14 protein-coding genes are annotated in these 16157 nt (G+C 34.4%); 6 read left to right on the top strand and 8 right to left on the bottom strand.

The window, feature by feature from the left end:
- The first annotated feature begins 53 nt into the window (after positions 1-53).
- Complete coding sequence (locus tag F8162_RS14605) at positions 54-245, top strand: YjcZ family sporulation protein (protein ID WP_151631711.1); 192 nt, start codon at positions 54-56, stop codon at positions 243-245.
- A 54-nt stretch (positions 246-299) separates the two neighbouring features.
- On the opposite strand, the gene F8162_RS14600 is transcribed toward F8162_RS14605, so the two are convergent.
- The 7 genes from F8162_RS14600 to F8162_RS14570 form a co-directional block, all read right to left on the bottom strand.
- On the bottom strand, positions 300-2300 hold the full coding sequence (locus F8162_RS14600) for an FtsX-like permease family protein (RefSeq protein WP_151631710.1): 2001 nt from the start codon (positions 2298-2300) through the stop codon (positions 300-302).
- Positions 2297-3049 carry an ABC transporter ATP-binding protein gene (locus F8162_RS14595; RefSeq protein WP_000393250.1) on the bottom strand — a complete coding sequence of 251 codons (753 nt, stop codon included), beginning with the start codon at positions 3047-3049 and terminating at the stop codon, positions 2297-2299. Before F8162_RS14595 ends, F8162_RS14600 begins: the two co-directional genes overlap by 4 nt.
- 18 nt (positions 3050-3067) lie before the next feature.
- Positions 3068-5023 carry an ABC transporter permease gene (locus F8162_RS14590; RefSeq protein WP_151631709.1) on the bottom strand — a complete coding sequence of 652 codons (1956 nt, stop codon included), beginning with the start codon at positions 5021-5023 and terminating at the stop codon, positions 3068-3070.
- A 72-nt stretch (positions 5024-5095) separates the two neighbouring features.
- Positions 5096-7066 (bottom strand): FtsX-like permease family protein, encoded by a 1971-nt coding sequence (locus F8162_RS14585; RefSeq protein WP_151631708.1) that lies wholly within the window; start codon positions 7064-7066, stop codon positions 5096-5098.
- A 94-nt stretch (positions 7067-7160) separates the two neighbouring features.
- On the bottom strand, positions 7161-8183 hold the full coding sequence (locus tag F8162_RS14580) for a sensor histidine kinase (RefSeq protein WP_151631707.1): 1023 nt from the start codon (positions 8181-8183) through the stop codon (positions 7161-7163).
- 2 nt (positions 8184-8185) lie between these two features.
- The gene (locus F8162_RS14575; RefSeq protein ID WP_000276736.1) at positions 8186-8881 is read right to left on the bottom strand and encodes a response regulator transcription factor; all 696 of its coding nucleotides are present in this window, start codon (positions 8879-8881) and stop codon (positions 8186-8188) included.
- A 273-nt stretch (positions 8882-9154) separates the two neighbouring features.
- Entirely contained in the window at positions 9155-10030 is an 876-nt protein-coding gene (locus F8162_RS14570) for an alpha/beta fold hydrolase (RefSeq protein ID WP_151631706.1), read from the bottom strand.
- A 150-nt stretch (positions 10031-10180) separates the two neighbouring features.
- Here F8162_RS14570 and F8162_RS14565 point away from each other — a divergent pair, with 150 nt between their 5' ends.
- Positions 10181-10879 (top strand): MerR family DNA-binding transcriptional regulator, encoded by a 699-nt coding sequence (locus tag F8162_RS14565; protein WP_151631705.1) that lies wholly within the window; start codon positions 10181-10183, stop codon positions 10877-10879.
- Between the two features lie 52 nt (positions 10880-10931).
- Here F8162_RS14565 and F8162_RS14560 read toward each other — a convergent pair whose 3' ends face one another.
- Complete coding sequence (locus tag F8162_RS14560) at positions 10932-11804, bottom strand: AraC family transcriptional regulator (protein WP_151631704.1); 873 nt, start codon at positions 11802-11804, stop codon at positions 10932-10934.
- A 307-nt stretch (positions 11805-12111) separates the two neighbouring features.
- Here F8162_RS14560 and F8162_RS14555 point away from each other — a divergent pair, with 307 nt between their 5' ends.
- From F8162_RS14555 to F8162_RS14540, 4 genes are all read left to right on the top strand, one after another.
- Positions 12112-12882: an ABC transporter ATP-binding protein gene (locus F8162_RS14555; protein ID WP_000859656.1), complete on the top strand. Its 771-nt coding sequence runs from the start codon at positions 12112-12114 to the stop codon at positions 12880-12882.
- Complete coding sequence (locus F8162_RS14550) at positions 12869-14818, top strand: ABC transporter permease (protein ID WP_151631703.1); 1950 nt, start codon at positions 12869-12871, stop codon at positions 14816-14818. Before F8162_RS14555 ends, F8162_RS14550 begins: the two co-directional genes overlap by 14 nt.
- Before the next feature lie 144 nt (positions 14819-14962).
- Positions 14963-15541, top strand: coding sequence for a class I SAM-dependent methyltransferase (locus tag F8162_RS14545; RefSeq protein WP_151631702.1), 579 nt, complete (start codon positions 14963-14965; stop codon positions 15539-15541).
- Positions 15541-16140, top strand: a complete 600-nt coding sequence (locus tag F8162_RS14540; RefSeq protein ID WP_151631701.1) for a DedA family protein — start codon at positions 15541-15543, stop codon at positions 16138-16140. Before F8162_RS14545 ends, F8162_RS14540 begins: the two co-directional genes overlap by 1 nt.
- Positions 16141-16157 lie beyond the last annotated feature (17 nt).

Here is a 16157-nt window from a genome sequence, read left to right as displayed (position 1 = left end):
CATTTAGAGCAAGGTGAACTTGTTATGAATGATACTAAAGGAGGAATAGAGTAATGGGCGAAAATTATGAACACAGACATGATGATTGTAACCGTAGAAAAGGATGCGGTGGCGGTTTTGCGCTTCTAATCGTATTGTTTATTTTATTAATCATCATCGGTGCTAGCTGCTTCGGCGGTGGCGGTTCTTGTGGTTATGGTGGTTACGGCGGTTATGCTGGCGGCTATGGTGGATATTGCTGCTAATTATTTAAAAACTATTGAAAATAGCCTTGTGCATATTGCACAAGGCTATTTTATTCATATTTTAATGTGCTGTGATAACTTATTGATGTAAAGAGAGCGGATTAAGAAGAAGAAAATAATCTCGATAATCCCGAATAAAGTGAGTACGATACATGTTTCTTTAAGTAACGAGAAAGAAAACATGCCTTGTAAAAACTTAACTGCAAATAACGTGTGAACACCAGCAACGATGTAAGGAACGAAAAATAAAATTCCTAATTGAATCGTTGCAGAGCGAAACATTTCTGATTCAGTTAAGCCAAGCTTTGTAATCGTAATATACTTTTGTCTTTCAGTTGTTAAGTCATTATACATACGGAAGTATAAAACACTAGCAGCACCGATAAAGAAAATAAAGCCAAGAAATGCCCAAATAAAGAATTGAGCAACTGCATTTTCTTTACTGTGAATGAGTTCATCGGTAGCCGTATATATGCTGAAAGGGACGGGAGAAGCATGTTTATCGTCTTTATGTGCTTCGTAAATTTTTTCGGTGTCATTACTAATATTTTTTAATATATTTTTCGTTGGAACAATTGCGTTTTCCCAGTTTTCAACGAAGTAGTTATAAACTGTGGTTGTTTCAATGTGAGGAATCATATTATCAATCACAGAATCCTGTATAACAATTATATAGGGAAATGCAAATGATGGTTCTATCCCTTTATTAATAAATCCTTTAATATGAAATTCCTTTTTATTAGATCCGATTGTCAGTTTATTTTGTTTTGCAAATGGATTTGAGACAAGATTTAAGAGCTCTGGCGAGTGACGGGAAATAATATAAACTTGTGTAGAATCTAGCGTTATTTCTGGTCTCTGCAATTGTTTAGCAATTGCGTTATAATTACTCATTTTCATAAGCATAATGTCTTCTTTTGCAGCTGTATCTTTTAATACTGTAAATTTATATTTTTTGTAATCGAAATTGCTATTTGTAAGCTCGGTTTCAATGGTAGTAATGTGCTTTTGCTCAAGTGAATTATTGCCTTCTGATGTATATGTGAAGGGAGTAGGATATCGTTCTAATATCGATGCTTTCGTATTATTATTCGCAGCAAATAATCCAATAATAATCGTAAATGCAAGTGCAGATAGCATAGAAACGATAAAGAGTACATTAATATTACTGCGAGTACGAGCAACTAAATCTGAAATCCATAACATATTTATTTGTTTCAAATAAAATTTTCTACGCTTCTTTAAAATATAGATAAAAAGAAGAAATGTTTGTGAAAAGAATAAATATGTCCCAACTACTACGAGCGGCAAAATAGATAACATAATAAAGAAGACAGATCCATTTTTTACATTTTCTTCTGTTATGTAGCCTCGCGGGTAACCGGCAATATAATAGCATAGGCCCAAACAAATTAAAGCGAATAAAGAGATGAGTATAGATGGTCTTTTTTCAGCTGTTATTTTCTTATTACCTTTAATAAGATGGACTGTTTTACGAGTACGAATGAACATCGGTGTAAACGTAGAAACGATGAAAAATAAAATGATAAACGTTACGGTTGTAACGATGATTGCTTTTGTTATAACGATGATTGCTTCTGTTGGCCAATATAAATAGAGACCTTTCGCACCTGTTAATTTCGAAGTAACTAATAAGAAAAAGTTAGAGAATACAAGGCCACCTTGTATTCCGATAAAGATAGATAATATCCCAATAATCATGTTTTCGGTAAATAACAGTCTTTTTAATTGTCTCTGTGAGATCCCAAGAATAGTGAGTATCCCAAATTGTTGCTTCCGTACATTTAAAAATGTTCCAATCGAATATAAGAGAAAGAAGAACGAGAACATAACGATTACAAGCTGTGCCGTACTAGCTAAGTTCATTAGAGGATCACGTTCTTGAAAGCTTTGTACACTTTGTAGGCGCGGATGATACGCATATACAGTAAATGAAAAGAAAACCATGATAGAAAATGCGCTACTTAAAAAATAAGCGAAATATGCTTTAGAATTACGAGAGACATTTTTAAATGCAAATTGCCAAAATGTCATCCACGTCTTCCTCCTAATAATGCTAAAACATCTAATATTTCTTGATAAAACTTCTCGCGATATAATCCGCGGTGAAGTTCGTTGTAAAGCTCGCCGTCTTTAATGAAAATGACGCGGTTACAATAACTTGCTGCAAATGGATCGTGCGTAACCATTAAAATCGTTGCATCTTCTTCTTTATTTAATTTCGTAAATAACTCCATTACATCAATTGCCGCTTTTGAATCTAAGTTTCCTGTTGGTTCATCGGCAAGTAGAAGTGACGGGTGATGAATAACAGCACGTGCTACTGCGGTACGCTGTGCTTGTCCTCCAGAAACTTCAAAAATACGTTTGTCTAAAATATGATCAATGCCAAGTTTTTTTGAAATGTTATCAAGTTTTTCGTCCATTTCTTTTAATGGAACATTATCTAATGTTAAAGGTAGTACGATATTTTCACCGATTGTCAGTGTGTCTAGTAGGTTAAAGTTTTGGAAAACAAATCCTAACTCTTGGCGACGGAAAATAGCTAACTTCTCTCTACGAAATGTGTGTGGTTTTTTTCCGTTAATAACGACATCACCAGAAGTAGGGGAATCAATTGTAGAGATAACGTTTAAAAACGTAGATTTACCGCTCCCTGATGGTCCCATGATAGCGACAAATTCCCCTTTATCTACATGTAAATTTATATTTTTTAAAGCAGTATGAGGGACTTTTCCCTCATACACTTTTGAGACGTTTTTTATGTGTAAAACTTCTTCCATAGTAATCACCTTTCTATCTTAAAACTTAATGTGTTGTGATAATTTTTGCATATAGAAGGAACGAATTAAAAGGAAAAATAAAATTTCAACTGTTCCAAAAATCATGAGTACGACTGTAATCTCAGCGAAGAACGAGAGATGTAATATTTCTTGCAACATTTTTGTCGCAAACATCGTATGGATTGATGCCATAATGTATGGAACAAAGAAAAGAATCGCAAGTTGAATGGTAGCAGATCGTTTCATTTCGGCTTCTGTTAAACCGATTTTTGTAATCGTTACATACTTTTCTTGCTCATTTGTTAAATCTGTATACATCCTGAAGTAAAGAACACTGCCAGCGCCGATAAAGAAAATAACACCTAAGAAAGTACCAATTAAGAAGAATGAAGCGACATTTAGTTTTGTTGTGTATAGAGAATCGCTCGCTTCACTTGCATGGAATGGTGGGTGCTCAGCCTTAATTGCTTCATTATCATTATCAATTTTTGTAATAAATGCCGAACCAATGTTATGTGCTTTTTCCCAATCGTTAACTGTAAAGCTATACACACTCATCTGTTTTGAAACGGTTGATAATGCTTCTACATTCTTATCAGATAGTATGAGTAATTGTGGTATTAAGCTATTTGAGAAAGGGCTATAATTTTTATATTCTTTTACTTGTAGCTGTAGGCTGTTTTGAGTAAGTGTAAGAATATCTTTCCTTTCCGTATCATAAATTGTGCCAATGAATTGATCATTTATGTCTTTCATAAGGATATAAGATTCATTATTTTTTACGTTGAGATGTTCCCAGTTTAACGCCTTAGCAAGTATATTGTAATCACTTTGTTTAATTGCATAATAGGGCTTTTGGTTCTCTTCTGCCGAAGATACTTCATATATATCCGTTTTAATTTTTTTATAAGTAAAGTGCTCTTCATTAAATTTTTGTTCTAACCAATTTAAATGTTCATCCGCTAACGTATTTTCAGTATGTGATAAATACGTAAAAGGGAAAGGGTTTTGTCTTATTGCATCAAATTTCGTAAATTTCCCAAAACCGTATAAGAATGTAATCATTGTAAAAGCGAGCGTCGATAACATCGCTACAATAAAGAGCATATTAATATTTGTCCGAATGCGCGCTGCTAAATCAGAAATCCAAAGCATATTCGTACGCTTCATATAAAATGTTCTTCGCGTTTTTAATATACGAATGAGTAAAAAACTAATTTGTGAAAAGAAAAAATATGTTCCAGCTGCAACAAGTGAAGGAATGACAAATATGCTAGAGACGGCATATAGGATTCCAATCATATCACCTAGGGACATAAAATATAACGGATTTGCCGCTAATGCATATCCAGTTATTAAACATGTCGCACCGAATAGAGAGATGAGTACGGATGCTTTTCTTTCTTTTTGTTGTGTTCCTTCTTTTAAAAGACGTACAGCCTTTCTCGTCCGAATGAGCATCGGCGTAAAAGATGAGACGAGAATGAAGAGTCCTAGAAAGACGATCATAGTTAAAATAATGGCACTTGTAGGCCAATATAAATATAAACCAGGCACATGTGTAATTTTTGCGGTAACTAATAAAAAGAACTGTGAGAAGACAAGTCCAAGTTGAATACCGAAAAATATGGAAAGAACACCAATTAGCATGTTTTCTAGAAATACGAGTCTCTTTAATTGCTTTTGAGATATGCCAAGTACTGTTAAAATCCCGAATTGCTTTTTTCGTACTTTTAAGAAAGTACCGATTGAATATAGTAAAAAGAAAAACGAAAAGAATACAATGACAACTTCTGAAAGTGTCATTAATATGTTCAGAGCAACATTCACGTCTGTCATATGCAATTTAGGATGAAATAAATAAACTGCAAATGAGAAAAAAATTGCGATGGAAAACGCACTGCTTACAAAATAGGCGAAATAAGCTCTGGCGTTCCGGGTCACGTTTTTAAATGCAAACTGCCAAAATGTCATTCACCTAAACCTCCTAATAGAGTTAATGTGAAAGGAGTATGAGGAGAGTTTTCCTCATACTCTTTTTATTTTTTAAAACTTAATATGTTGCGTTAATTTTTGCATATAAAGTGAACGAATTAATAGAAAGAAGATAATTTCAACCGTTCCAAAAATGACAAGTACAACTGTAATTTCAGCGAATAGTGATAAATTGATAACATCTTGTAGCATCTTCGTTGCAAACATTGTATGAATAGAAGCCATAATGTATGGAACGAAAAATAAGATTCCAAGTTGAATGGTCGCAGAACGTTTCATTTCTGATTCTGTTAAACCAATCTTCGTAATCGTTACATACTTTTCTTGCTCATTCGTTAAATCTGTATACATCCGGAAGTACAGTACGCTACCAGCACCAATAAAGAAAATAATTCCGAGGAACGTTCCAATTAGGAAGTAGGAAGCACTGCCAGATTTGATCCGGTATAGGGAGTTGCTCGATTCGAAAACGCGGAAGATAGGTCCTTCATGCTTCATACTCGCACGGTCTTTATCTGTCCGTTTTACAAACTCATCCGCAATAGCATATGTATGCCCCCAGTTTTCTACGTTGTAATTATAGGCTGTTACATGTTGTGTATTACTTGGCAAATTGTTAACGACAGAATCAGGTACTACTAACGTTTCATAAGTAAAAGTAGATGGGAGCGCATTATCTACTATGGTCCCTTTTATTTGTAGCTTATCATTCGTATTAGCGAGTGTAATATGTGTTCTATTGTAATTTGGATCGAATGCACTAAACAATGGGACATATGACGCTCCAAATAATACATATGTTTCATTGTCATTCATAAATAGTTTTTGTAATTGTAATGACGTAGCGAGCTTATTATAGTCACTTTGTTTGATGGCATATGTGCCACCATAAGTTTCTGTGCTGTTTTCTGATTTTATAGGTGTATCATATAGAGCTACTTTAATTTTATCGTAAGAAAATTTCTCATTTTGTAAATGCTTTTCGAGCCAATTTAAGTGCTGAGAAGTAAATGGATTTTCATCATATGAGAAATAAGAAAATGCGAATGGTGAATTTCGTTCAACATCAAGTTTCATAAATTTCCCGAATCCATATAAAAATGTGATCATCGTAAAAGCAATTGTAGATAGCATTGCTACAACAAAAAGCATATTAATATTGGATCGAATGCGACTAGCTAAATCAGAAATCCAGAGCATATTAATCCGTTTCATATAAAATTTTCTTCTCTTTTTTAAAATATGAATGAGCAAGAAGCTAATTTGTGAAAAGAAGAAATACGTTCCAATTGAAACGAGTGCCGGAATAACAAAAATACTAGAGAACATGTAGACCATCCCTATTTGTGGGCTTATTGATACGAAGTATGTTGGTTTACTAGCTAAAGCGTAGCCACCTAATAAACATGTAGCACCAAATAAAGAAATGAGTATGGACGGCTTTCGTTCTTTTTGCTTCCCGCCATTTGCTTTTAAAAGATGCACTGTTTTTTTCGTTCGAATGAGCATTGGTGTAAATGTAGATACAACGATAAAAAGGCTAAGAAAAACAATTGTTGTTAAAATGAAAGCATTTGTAGGCAAGTATAAATATATGCCTGGCACGTGCGTGATTTTTGCTGTCACTAATAAGAAAAATTGCGAAAAGACAAGCCCAAACTGCATGCCGAAAAAGATAGATAAAATACCGATTAACATATTTTCCATGAAGACGAGACGGTGTAATTGTTTTTTAGATATTCCTAAAACAGTTAATACGCCAAATTGCTTTTTCCGGACTTTTAAGAAAGTACCGATGGAATATAGTAAAAAGAAGAAAGAGAAGAATACAATTACTACTTCTGAAAATATCATTAATCCTGAAACTTCATTTATCATAGTGAAATTTTGTAATTTCGGATGGAATAAATAAACGGCAAATGAAAAGAAAACGGCAATGGAAAAGGCACTACTTACAAAGTAGGCAAAATAAGCTCTTGAGTTGCGCGTTACATTTTTAAATGCAAATTGCCAAAATGTCATAATAGGAACCTCCCGCTAGAAGGCGAATATGTAGTTTTATTGCAAAAAATGTATGAGAGTGAGTTCTCATACATTTTGCTAGCATATGTTACGATCATGCTTCGGTCACCTTCTCCGTAGTTTCTGCTTGATTATTTGCAGCGTTGTGGAAGATGATTTTAATCGTCGTTCCTTTACCAACTTCAGAGTCTAGTTTCACAGAGTGACCTAAATAATCACAAATTTTACTTACAATATAAAGTCCCATACCAGTAGATTCTCCGAATGCGCGACCGTTTTTCCCAGTGTAAAATGGTTCGAATACTCTTCGAATATCTTCTTGCGGAATACCAACGCCTTCATCGCGAACTTCTAAAATAATATCTTTTCCGTTTCGGTAAGCAGATAAGAAAACTTTCTTTCCGCGCTCACCAGAGTAACGAACTGCATTTGTCATTAACTGATAAATGATGAATTTTAGCCATTTCGCATCAGAAGCAACCTTTAAATCGGAATGAACTTCTAAAACAGGGAAGACGCCGTTTCGAATGAATAGTTCTTTTAATCCATTAATATTTTTTGTTACTGCATCTTTTAATGAAATCGTCTCAACGTGGAAATCTTCATGGAAGTTGTTTAACCTTGCCATATATAAAGCCATATCGAGTCCTTGATTTAATCGTTCTAATTCTTTTTTGAATTTCGGAATCAAATGTTCATCTTCCATTTCGAGCACCATAAGTTGCATAACAGAAACAGGTGTCTTCATTTGATGCACCCAGTGGTTAATGAATAATTGATGTTCTTGTTGTTTTACTTCATACGATTGTAGCTCTTTTTGGAATAGACGATATTGCGTACGCACGAGTTCATTTACACCGTGAGGCATCGGAGCAGTTGCTCTCTCAATAAAAGCATCTTCCATTTTCTCTGGTTGCTCACTTAATCTATGGTACATTCTACGGTTACGAACGTAACGGTAAGCAAGGAAACAGATGAATAAGTATAAGCTTAAAACGATGAAGTAAAACTTATTATTTTGGAATCCATCTACTGCATCATAAAGAACGAAAATGATACCGAAGTTTAATATGTACAGTAGGAAAAATGCAAAATGATCACGTAAAAATAGCTTCATGCTTATTCACTCCAAGTTGCGTTAAAACGATACCCAAGTCCACGTACTGTTTCAATAGCATTTTCAATGCCAAGCTCATTGAACTTTTTACGAAGACGCGTAATGTTTACGTTTAATGTATTTTCCTCAACGAAACTTTCGTCATCCCAAAGAGCGGCTAATAAATCTTCACGGCTCGCTGTACGAGGGAATTTAGATAATAACATTTCTGCTAAAATTGCTTCTTTCTTCGTTAAAAGAACTTGCTCCGCGCCGAAATGAATTTCTGGACGTTCTGGGAATAGTTTTAAACCTTCTACTTCAACGATACGTTCAGAAATATTTGGTGCATAATCACCGTAAATACGACGTAATTGCCCTTTAATTTTTGCCATTACAACGTCGTAGTGGAACGGTTTTGTAATATAATCATCCGCACCGCTTTCAATTGCCATAATTTGTTCCATCTCACCAGCACGTGCTGAAATGAAAATAATAGGACAAGTAGATTCATGACGAATTTGACGGCACCAGTAGAAACCATCGAATTTCGGTAAGTTTACATCAAGTAAAACAAGGTGTGGTTTCACTGCATTAAACGATTCCATAATATCATCGAAGTTCTCGGCAACAACAGCTTCATAGCCATATTTTTGAATGTGAGATTGTAGTAATGATGAAATATTTGGATCGTCTTCAACGATTAAAATTTTATACATATGTATATTCCTCCTAAAAAAACAATTGTAGCTATAGTGTATCATGTGTTTCAAGTCTTTTCATTATGTTGAAAGATAAGCTAGTAAACAGTATAGGTCAAAAGTGAGGAAAGTAAAAAGGGCGCATATATTAATTGACAGTTATCGATGCAGTAGGGCTAACGATGGTATATTCCTATGTCGCTTATAAAAAAGAACTAAAAATGTAAATAAAGCTGCTTTTCCTTTTAGGAAAGAGCAACTTTATTTGTTAGGGTGTTCGGATTGCTGCTTTTAATAAGTAATATTTAAATTTTTAATTAACCAAGGCTTTATCAATGACAGAACTGTTATAGGCTGCATAGCTTTAGTATGATCCATATCGTTTCCTTTTAAGATTTCTATATCCCATCCAAGATGTTCTAAATTTTGCTTGTTTTCTTGAAGTATACCGATAATATCGACTACTACACTGCCAAAGTTTTCTCCATAAACAATAGTGTCTTTTTCCCCAGCAAACGCCAATCTCGGAATAACTAATTTATGTTGAATGTCTTGATCATCAAACTCGATCAAATTTTCGTACATTGTAACAAACTGTTTAGTTTGCTTCGTGTCGATCTTTATCTGTATATTATCCCAATCAATTTTTTCGGGACTAATATGTTCTTGAGGAATAACAGGAGAATGTTGATTATGCACAGCTTGTGCGTATGTTTTATTTGTCACCACCATCATTTCTTTATATGGACCATCTACTGGTGGAAAACCACCCATGATTAAGCTTTCTAATCTGTCTGTTCGAATGGCTAATTGTAATCCAACTAAAGCTAACCAAGAGTAACCATAATAGCTAAACTTATTAACGTTCATTTCCTCAGCAATTGTTAATAGGTCTTTTACTATATTTTCAGGTGTGAGATTCTCTGGGTTTGGATGTTGCAAACGATGGCCTTCGTAGTCAAAATATAAAATCTGAAACTTATCCATGAGTCCATCAATAAAATGTTTTCCAAATTCAGGATCTAATCCCCACATCTTTAAGGTTTCAGCATCTTGTCCATATACAGATTCTTTAGCAACTGGGAGCATGATTGTTCTAAATTTTGGATTTCCAACCAAACCAACCTTTAATTTTGATTCATCCGTAAGTTTTATGATTTTCTCCATTTCTATCACTCCTAAATTGTTTATACTAAAATCATATAACATTCATGCAATCTTCCAGATTTATGTTTTTCTATCCTGTATATATCCGGATTTTATTTGAAATATGTTACTGTAGCACTTGAAGGTTTTACTTTAAAAAGGAGTTAATAAATGGAGATATATAGGCCTAAACAAATTGCAAATGTCTTAAATGTTAGCACAACAACTTTGAGAAGATATGAAGAACAAAATCTCATTCCTGTTGTACCAAGAACGGAAAGTAATCACCGTTTCTATACATTGATACACTTCCAAGCATTTATTACCATTAGAGCATTGTTAAAAGGATATGACATACCTATTGTTTACAAAGTCATGAGAATGATTAAAAACGCAAAATTTGAAGAAGCACTTTGGTTAGTTAATGAACAGCAATTCAATATTCAAGTGGAGAAAAAACGAGTAGAAGAAATACTAAACATGATTCGAAATACTGATTTTACTAAATATAAAAATGTAGAGTTAAATGAACGTATGAGTATTGGAGAAGCGGCAGAAATAGCAGGAGTAAATACTTCGGCTATCCGTCATTGGGAACATGAAGGATTAGTTCACTCAGAAAGAAATAAAGAAAACGGTTATAGAATGTTTTCAATATCTGAATTGCGTAAAATACTAGTCATAAGTAGTTTGAGAAAAACCGTGTACTATATAGAAAATATGAAAAGATTGCTAGAGGATTTAGACACAGCACACTATGGAGAAGTCGAGTGTTCCTTTCAGTTGGCTTTAGAAAACTTGAACAATCAACTATTATTTCAATTAAAAGGAATCGAAGAACTGATGAAATATATACACTTTTACGAGTAAGTAAATATGTAAAAAGAGCTAAGCGCAATGCTTAGCTCTTTTTCTTTTGTTATCACTTCTTCAAAACCGGTATCCAAATTTCACTTTTAAAGTTTGGAGAGGATACATCTTTCTGTTCATTCCACAATATTTCCGGTCCTTCCGCTAGTTCATAGTTTGAGGAAGGAAACCATTCGGAATAAATGCGTCCCCATACATTTTGTAATGTTTCAGGGAATGGACCGACAGCTTCAAATATGGCCCACGTTGAGGCTGCGACTTCAAGTTGCGCGAATTGCTCTGGACAATCTTTCGTTGTGGCTACTCCAATGTAGTGATCGAGTTCTCCCTTTTCCTCCATTCTTCCTTCAGAAAAGTTAGTAGAAGCACTAATGACTCCATTCGGTTCCACATTTGAAAGCATTTTTAATGTTTGAATGGACTCTAGGTTTAAACTTTTCCACATAGAAGCAATTTCTTCGTTTACACCGTTAAATACAATCGGTACGCGTTTTGTAATACCAATAATTCGAAATGGCTCTTTTTCTTCAATTCGATAGTTCATTTCATTTCCTCCTTGAATAGATAATTGGAAGGTCATTGGTGAATAAGCCTTCAAAGAATGGCTACTATTTCGGGCCTCTGAAGGTGTTATACCGTGCAAGTTTTGAAATGCACGAGCGAATGAATCTGGTGAGTTGTAGCCATATTTTATAGCGATATCAATGACTTTTACATTGTTGTTTTTTAGTTCAAAGGCAGCGAGAGTAAGACGTCTACAGCGAATATATTCTGATAGTGATATGCCAGCTAAAAAAGAAAACATTCTCTTGAAATGATATTCGGAGCAGTAAGCTATTTTTGCGACTTCCTTAAAATCAATTTCATGTGTAAGGTTGTCTTCGATATACTGCATTGCAGCATTCATATTTTTAAGTGAATCCATATTATGACCTCCTCTGTACATAGAATAGCAGGAATGAAATAGCTCCATCCGACATTTCGTGCACAACTTTGTAGGGTACATTTTTCACCTTACAAAATTGTAATGTTCCTGTAAGGAGAATGAATGGATGGTATGATATCCCAATGTTATAGTAACAAAGTACTTTAATTCATTATGTTAACTTTTTGATTTCTTTACTTATGTGCCTTACATAACTGTCATGTTTGTGTAAGAAACATCGATAGTGGCAAGAGTAGAGAGTGTATATAGTTGAAAATAGAGAATAGAAGAAATGAGGGATGTCGAGATGAAAACAGTGTTAGAAGCAAAAAATATTGAAAAAGTATATGACACGGGTGGTAACAAATTTGCAGCGTTAAAAGGTATTAACTTACAAGTAAAAGAAGGTGAGTTCGTTGGAATTATGGGACCTTCTGGTTCTGGTAAGACGACTTTACTAAATGTTCTTTCTACAATTGATAATGCGACGAACGGTGAAATTTTAATTGATGGCAAAGATATCGTGAAAATGAATGACGATAAGTTAGCGTTATTCCGCCGCGATCATTTAGGTTTCATTTTCCAAGATTATAACTTATTAGATACGTTAACAGTGAAAGAGAATATCGCTTTACCACTTGCGTTATCAAAGGTGAAAGCGAGTGAGATTGATCGCCGCGTTCTTGAAATCTCAAAGAAATTTGGTATTGATCATATTTTAAGTCAGTTCCCATATCAAGTGTCGGGCGGGCAGAAGCAGCGCTGCGCAGCATCGCGTGCAATCGTTACGAATCCTAGTATGATTTTCGGGGACGAGCCGACGGGAGCTCTTGATTCTAAATCAGCGACAGATTTATTAGAAAGCATGAAGTCGTTAAATGAATATGATAACTCTACCATTTTAATGGTAACGCACGATGCGTTTGCGGCGAGTTATTGTAAACGAGTTATTTTCATTAAAGATGGTGAGTTATATAAAGAATTGCACCGCGGTGAATCAACACGTAAACAGTTCTTCCAAAAAGTCGTGGACGTAATGTCTTCTATTTCTGGAGGTATGGCTGATGACCTTATCTAGCATTGCCCTCCGCAACATACAGCGGAATTTTAAAGACTACTTTGTATATTTTGCATCTATGATCTTTAGTATCGTCATTTATTTTACATTTAAGGCGTTACAGTATAATTCACAAATGGAAAAAGCTGCGGAAGCTTCTAAAAAAATTAGCGGAGCATTTCAAGTTTCAAGTGTCATGCTAATTATTTTCGTAGCGGTGTTCATTATATATTCAAACGGTTTCTTTACAAGGAAGCGTAAAAAAGAAGTCGGACTATATTCCTTATTAGGTATTCGAAAAAGACAGATTGGTAAAATGCTCTTTTATGAAAATATGTTAATGGGATTAATGTCTTTAATTATCGGCATTGCGATTGGTAGCGTCCTTTCGAAAGTATTCCTTGAACTGCTAGTAAGCATGATGGGATTAAACTTAAATGTACATTTTGAAGTACCGATGGCTGCAATTGTTGATACAGCACTTATTTTCTTTGTGATTATTTTGTATACATCACTTCAAGGATATCGTTTAATTTATCGATTTAAGCTAATTGAACTTTTCAGGGCGGAACGCGAAGGAGAAGCAATGCCAAAAGGATCAGTAGTGATGGCATTAATTTCAGTTTTCTTAATCGGTTCAGGTTATTTCTTAGCGTTAATGTACGTGAAGGCACTTAAGTATGCAGACTTTATGACAGTCGCACTTTACATTTTACTGGCAACAGTGTTAGGTACGTACTTACTATTTATGTTCTTTACAGTATTCGTATTAAAACGTGCAAGAAATAATAAATCATCGTTTTATAACGGTATGAATATGGTAACAACATCACAGTTACTATATCGTATTAAAGGAAATGCAAAGTCACTTGCGACAATTTCTATTTTAAGCGCGGTAACATTAACAGCAGTTGGTACGTCAGTTACGATGTATTACAACACATTTACGCAATCAAAAGCAGTAGCGCCCTACAGCTATTCTTATGAGAAAAAAGATGCAGAGCTTGATAAGAAAGTAAATGCGATTTTTGCAGAAGAGAAGCAGGATCACCCGATCAAAGACCAATTTGAAATTGAGACGGTTCCTGTAAAAGGGAAGTTTGAAGGAGATAAAGTTGATTTCCTTCTGAATATGAACTATACGATTTCAGGGAAGTATCAGTTTATGTCTCAGTCAGAATTTAATAAACTTGCTAAAAAAATTGATGTGGAAACAGTGAATGTAGCTGCTGGGGAAGCATTTATATATGATAGTTCTTATATTGAAGGGCATGAGTTTAGTCCAAAATATAAAGGAAACAAGGCAGTATTCCAAATTGGAAAGGAAACGAAGCAATTAAAAATCCAAGGTGCGAATGACGTTGCGCTTACAAATTTAGGTGAATTAGTTGTTGTCGTTTCAGATGAAATGTATGAGCAAGCGAAGCAAGCATTTGGAACACGCGTTGTAAAAAATATTGATGTAAAAGATGAACGAAACAGTAAAGTATTAACAGAAAAACTAGCAAAAGTGATGCCAGCTGGAGAATCAGAAATGGTAGCACCGTTTAGAGATTTCTATACTGGTTTCCATATGGGGCTTGAAGGAACAGGATTAATGATGTTTATTGGAATGTTCTTAGGTCTTGTATTCTTACTAGCAACAGGCTCTATCATTTACTTCAAGCAATTAACGGAAGCAAATGCTGACCGTGAGCGTTACGTTGTACTTCGTAAAGTTGGTGTAACGAAACAAGAGATGAAAAAAGCTATCGCAAAACAAGTAAGCTTTATCTTTGCGATTCCGTTAGTAATCGGAATTCTGCACAGCTTATTTGCACTAAAAGGTTTAGCGAACTTACTACCATTCGAAATTATGATTCCGCTCCTAATTAGTATCGGAGTATATGGTATCATTTATATCGGATATTACTTCATAACAGTTCGTTCTTATTATAAGATTGTGAGTGTGAAATAATTAGGGAGCAGCTATCGCTATAAGCGGTAGCTGTTTTTTTCATTCTTCATAAAATCTTAAGAAATCTCCTCAATTTTTGTTAAGAAACGATAGTTATACTTAGAAACAAGTTAAAAACTATTGAACGAATGAGGAGAGGTTTACATGCAACTCATAACATTCTTACATGAATTTATTAAGCATCCGAAACATACTGGTGCAATTGCGCCAAGTTCAAAAATATTAGCAAAGAAAATGGTAGATGTAATTGATTTTCATCGAGCGAAGTGCATCGTAGAGTTAGGGCCTGGTACAGGGGTTTTTACGAAAGAAATTATGAAGAGAAAGAAGAAGGAAACGATATTTCTTCTTATTGAAATTAATGAAGTATTTTGCAAAGAGTTGAAGAGAAAGTTTAAAAATGAGCAGAACGTCATTGTTGTACACGGTTCAGCTGAAAATATAAAGAAGTATATGGAAGAGTTCAATATAGAATGCGTTGATTACGTCTTATCGGGATTACCTTTTGCTTCTTTACCAGAAGAAGTTTCAAAGCGTATTTTAAACAATGTAATGGAAGCGATACATAAGAACGGTGAATTTATTACATTTCAATATTCACTTGTGAAAAAAGGATTTATACAGCATTTCTTTCCTGAAATTACGCTAGAGAAAGTGTGGCTCAATTTCCCACCAGCGTACGTCTTTAGTTGTAAAAAAGAGTTAAGGAGAGCGTATGCATAATGGAATTACATGAATTATTATCTTATATTGAACAATACGGTTATTGGGCATTATTTTTCTGTTTATGGTTAGGTATTATCGGTATGCCAATTCCAGACGAAATGATCGTAATGAGTGGTGGTTTTGTATCGTCACTAGGGATATTAAGTGTCATTCCAGCATTTTTATTAACATATTTAGGCGTTGTATCTGGACTATCATTAGGTTATATATTAGGGAAAATATTTGGTACGAAAGTACTTAATAAGCTAATGAAAAAGAAAAAAGCGAAATATCTTTTGAAATCTCAACAAATGGTAGAGCAGTATGGTCATTATGCGTTAGTCACAAGTTACTTCATACCAGTGGTAAGACATATTGTACCGTATTTAGTTGGAATGAATAACATGTCATTTAAGACATATGCTTTGTATTCCTATACGACAGGATTTGTTTGGACACTCGTTTACTTTGTGCTCGGCTCATTATTTGGACAACACATTAACAAGATTGTAGCGATTGCGATAGAATATGGCGTGTATTTTGGCGGGATTGTTTTTGTTGTTGCGATTGGTACTTATTTGTATAAGCAAAGAAGCAGTACAGTGATGAGTAAGTAAATAGAATGAATGTTTAC

The organism is Bacillus sp. CH140a_4T (assembly GCF_008923725.1).
In the GTDB taxonomy this organism is placed as follows: domain Bacteria; phylum Bacillota; class Bacilli; order Bacillales; family Bacillaceae_G; genus Bacillus_A.
This window is presented reverse-complemented; position numbering and strand designations above follow the sequence as displayed.

What these genes read in the sequence shown, in the direction of transcription:
- F8162_RS14605 (WP_151631711.1), top strand. Translation starts at nt 54, where the DNA reads ATGGGCGAAAATTATGAACACAGACATGATGATTGTAACCGTAGAAAA.
- F8162_RS14600 (WP_151631710.1), bottom strand. Translation starts at nt 2,300, where the DNA reads ATGACATTTTGGCAATTTGCATTTAAAAATGTCTCTCGTAATTCTAAA.
- F8162_RS14595 (WP_000393250.1), bottom strand. Translation starts at nt 3,049, where the DNA reads ATGGAAGAAGTTTTACACATAAAAAACGTCTCAAAAGTGTATGAGGGA.
- F8162_RS14590 (WP_151631709.1), bottom strand. Translation starts at nt 5,023, where the DNA reads ATGACATTTTGGCAGTTTGCATTTAAAAACGTGACCCGGAACGCCAGA.
- F8162_RS14585 (WP_151631708.1), bottom strand. Translation starts at nt 7,066, where the DNA reads ATGACATTTTGGCAATTTGCATTTAAAAATGTAACGCGCAACTCAAGA.
- F8162_RS14580 (WP_151631707.1), bottom strand. Translation starts at nt 8,183, where the DNA reads ATGAAGCTATTTTTACGTGATCATTTTGCATTTTTCCTACTGTACATA.
- F8162_RS14575 (WP_000276736.1), bottom strand. Translation starts at nt 8,881, where the DNA reads ATGTATAAAATTTTAATCGTTGAAGACGATCCAAATATTTCATCATTA.
- F8162_RS14570 (WP_151631706.1), bottom strand. Translation starts at nt 10,030, where the DNA reads ATGGAGAAAATCATAAAACTTACGGATGAATCAAAATTAAAGGTTGGT.
- F8162_RS14565 (WP_151631705.1), top strand. Translation starts at nt 10,181, where the DNA reads ATGGAGATATATAGGCCTAAACAAATTGCAAATGTCTTAAATGTTAGC.
- F8162_RS14560 (WP_151631704.1), bottom strand. Translation starts at nt 11,804, where the DNA reads ATGGATTCACTTAAAAATATGAATGCTGCAATGCAGTATATCGAAGAC.
- F8162_RS14555 (WP_000859656.1), top strand. Translation starts at nt 12,112, where the DNA reads ATGAAAACAGTGTTAGAAGCAAAAAATATTGAAAAAGTATATGACACG.
- F8162_RS14550 (WP_151631703.1), top strand. Translation starts at nt 12,869, where the DNA reads ATGACCTTATCTAGCATTGCCCTCCGCAACATACAGCGGAATTTTAAA.
- F8162_RS14545 (WP_151631702.1), top strand. Translation starts at nt 14,963, where the DNA reads ATGCAACTCATAACATTCTTACATGAATTTATTAAGCATCCGAAACAT.
- F8162_RS14540 (WP_151631701.1), top strand. Translation starts at nt 15,541, where the DNA reads ATGGAATTACATGAATTATTATCTTATATTGAACAATACGGTTATTGG.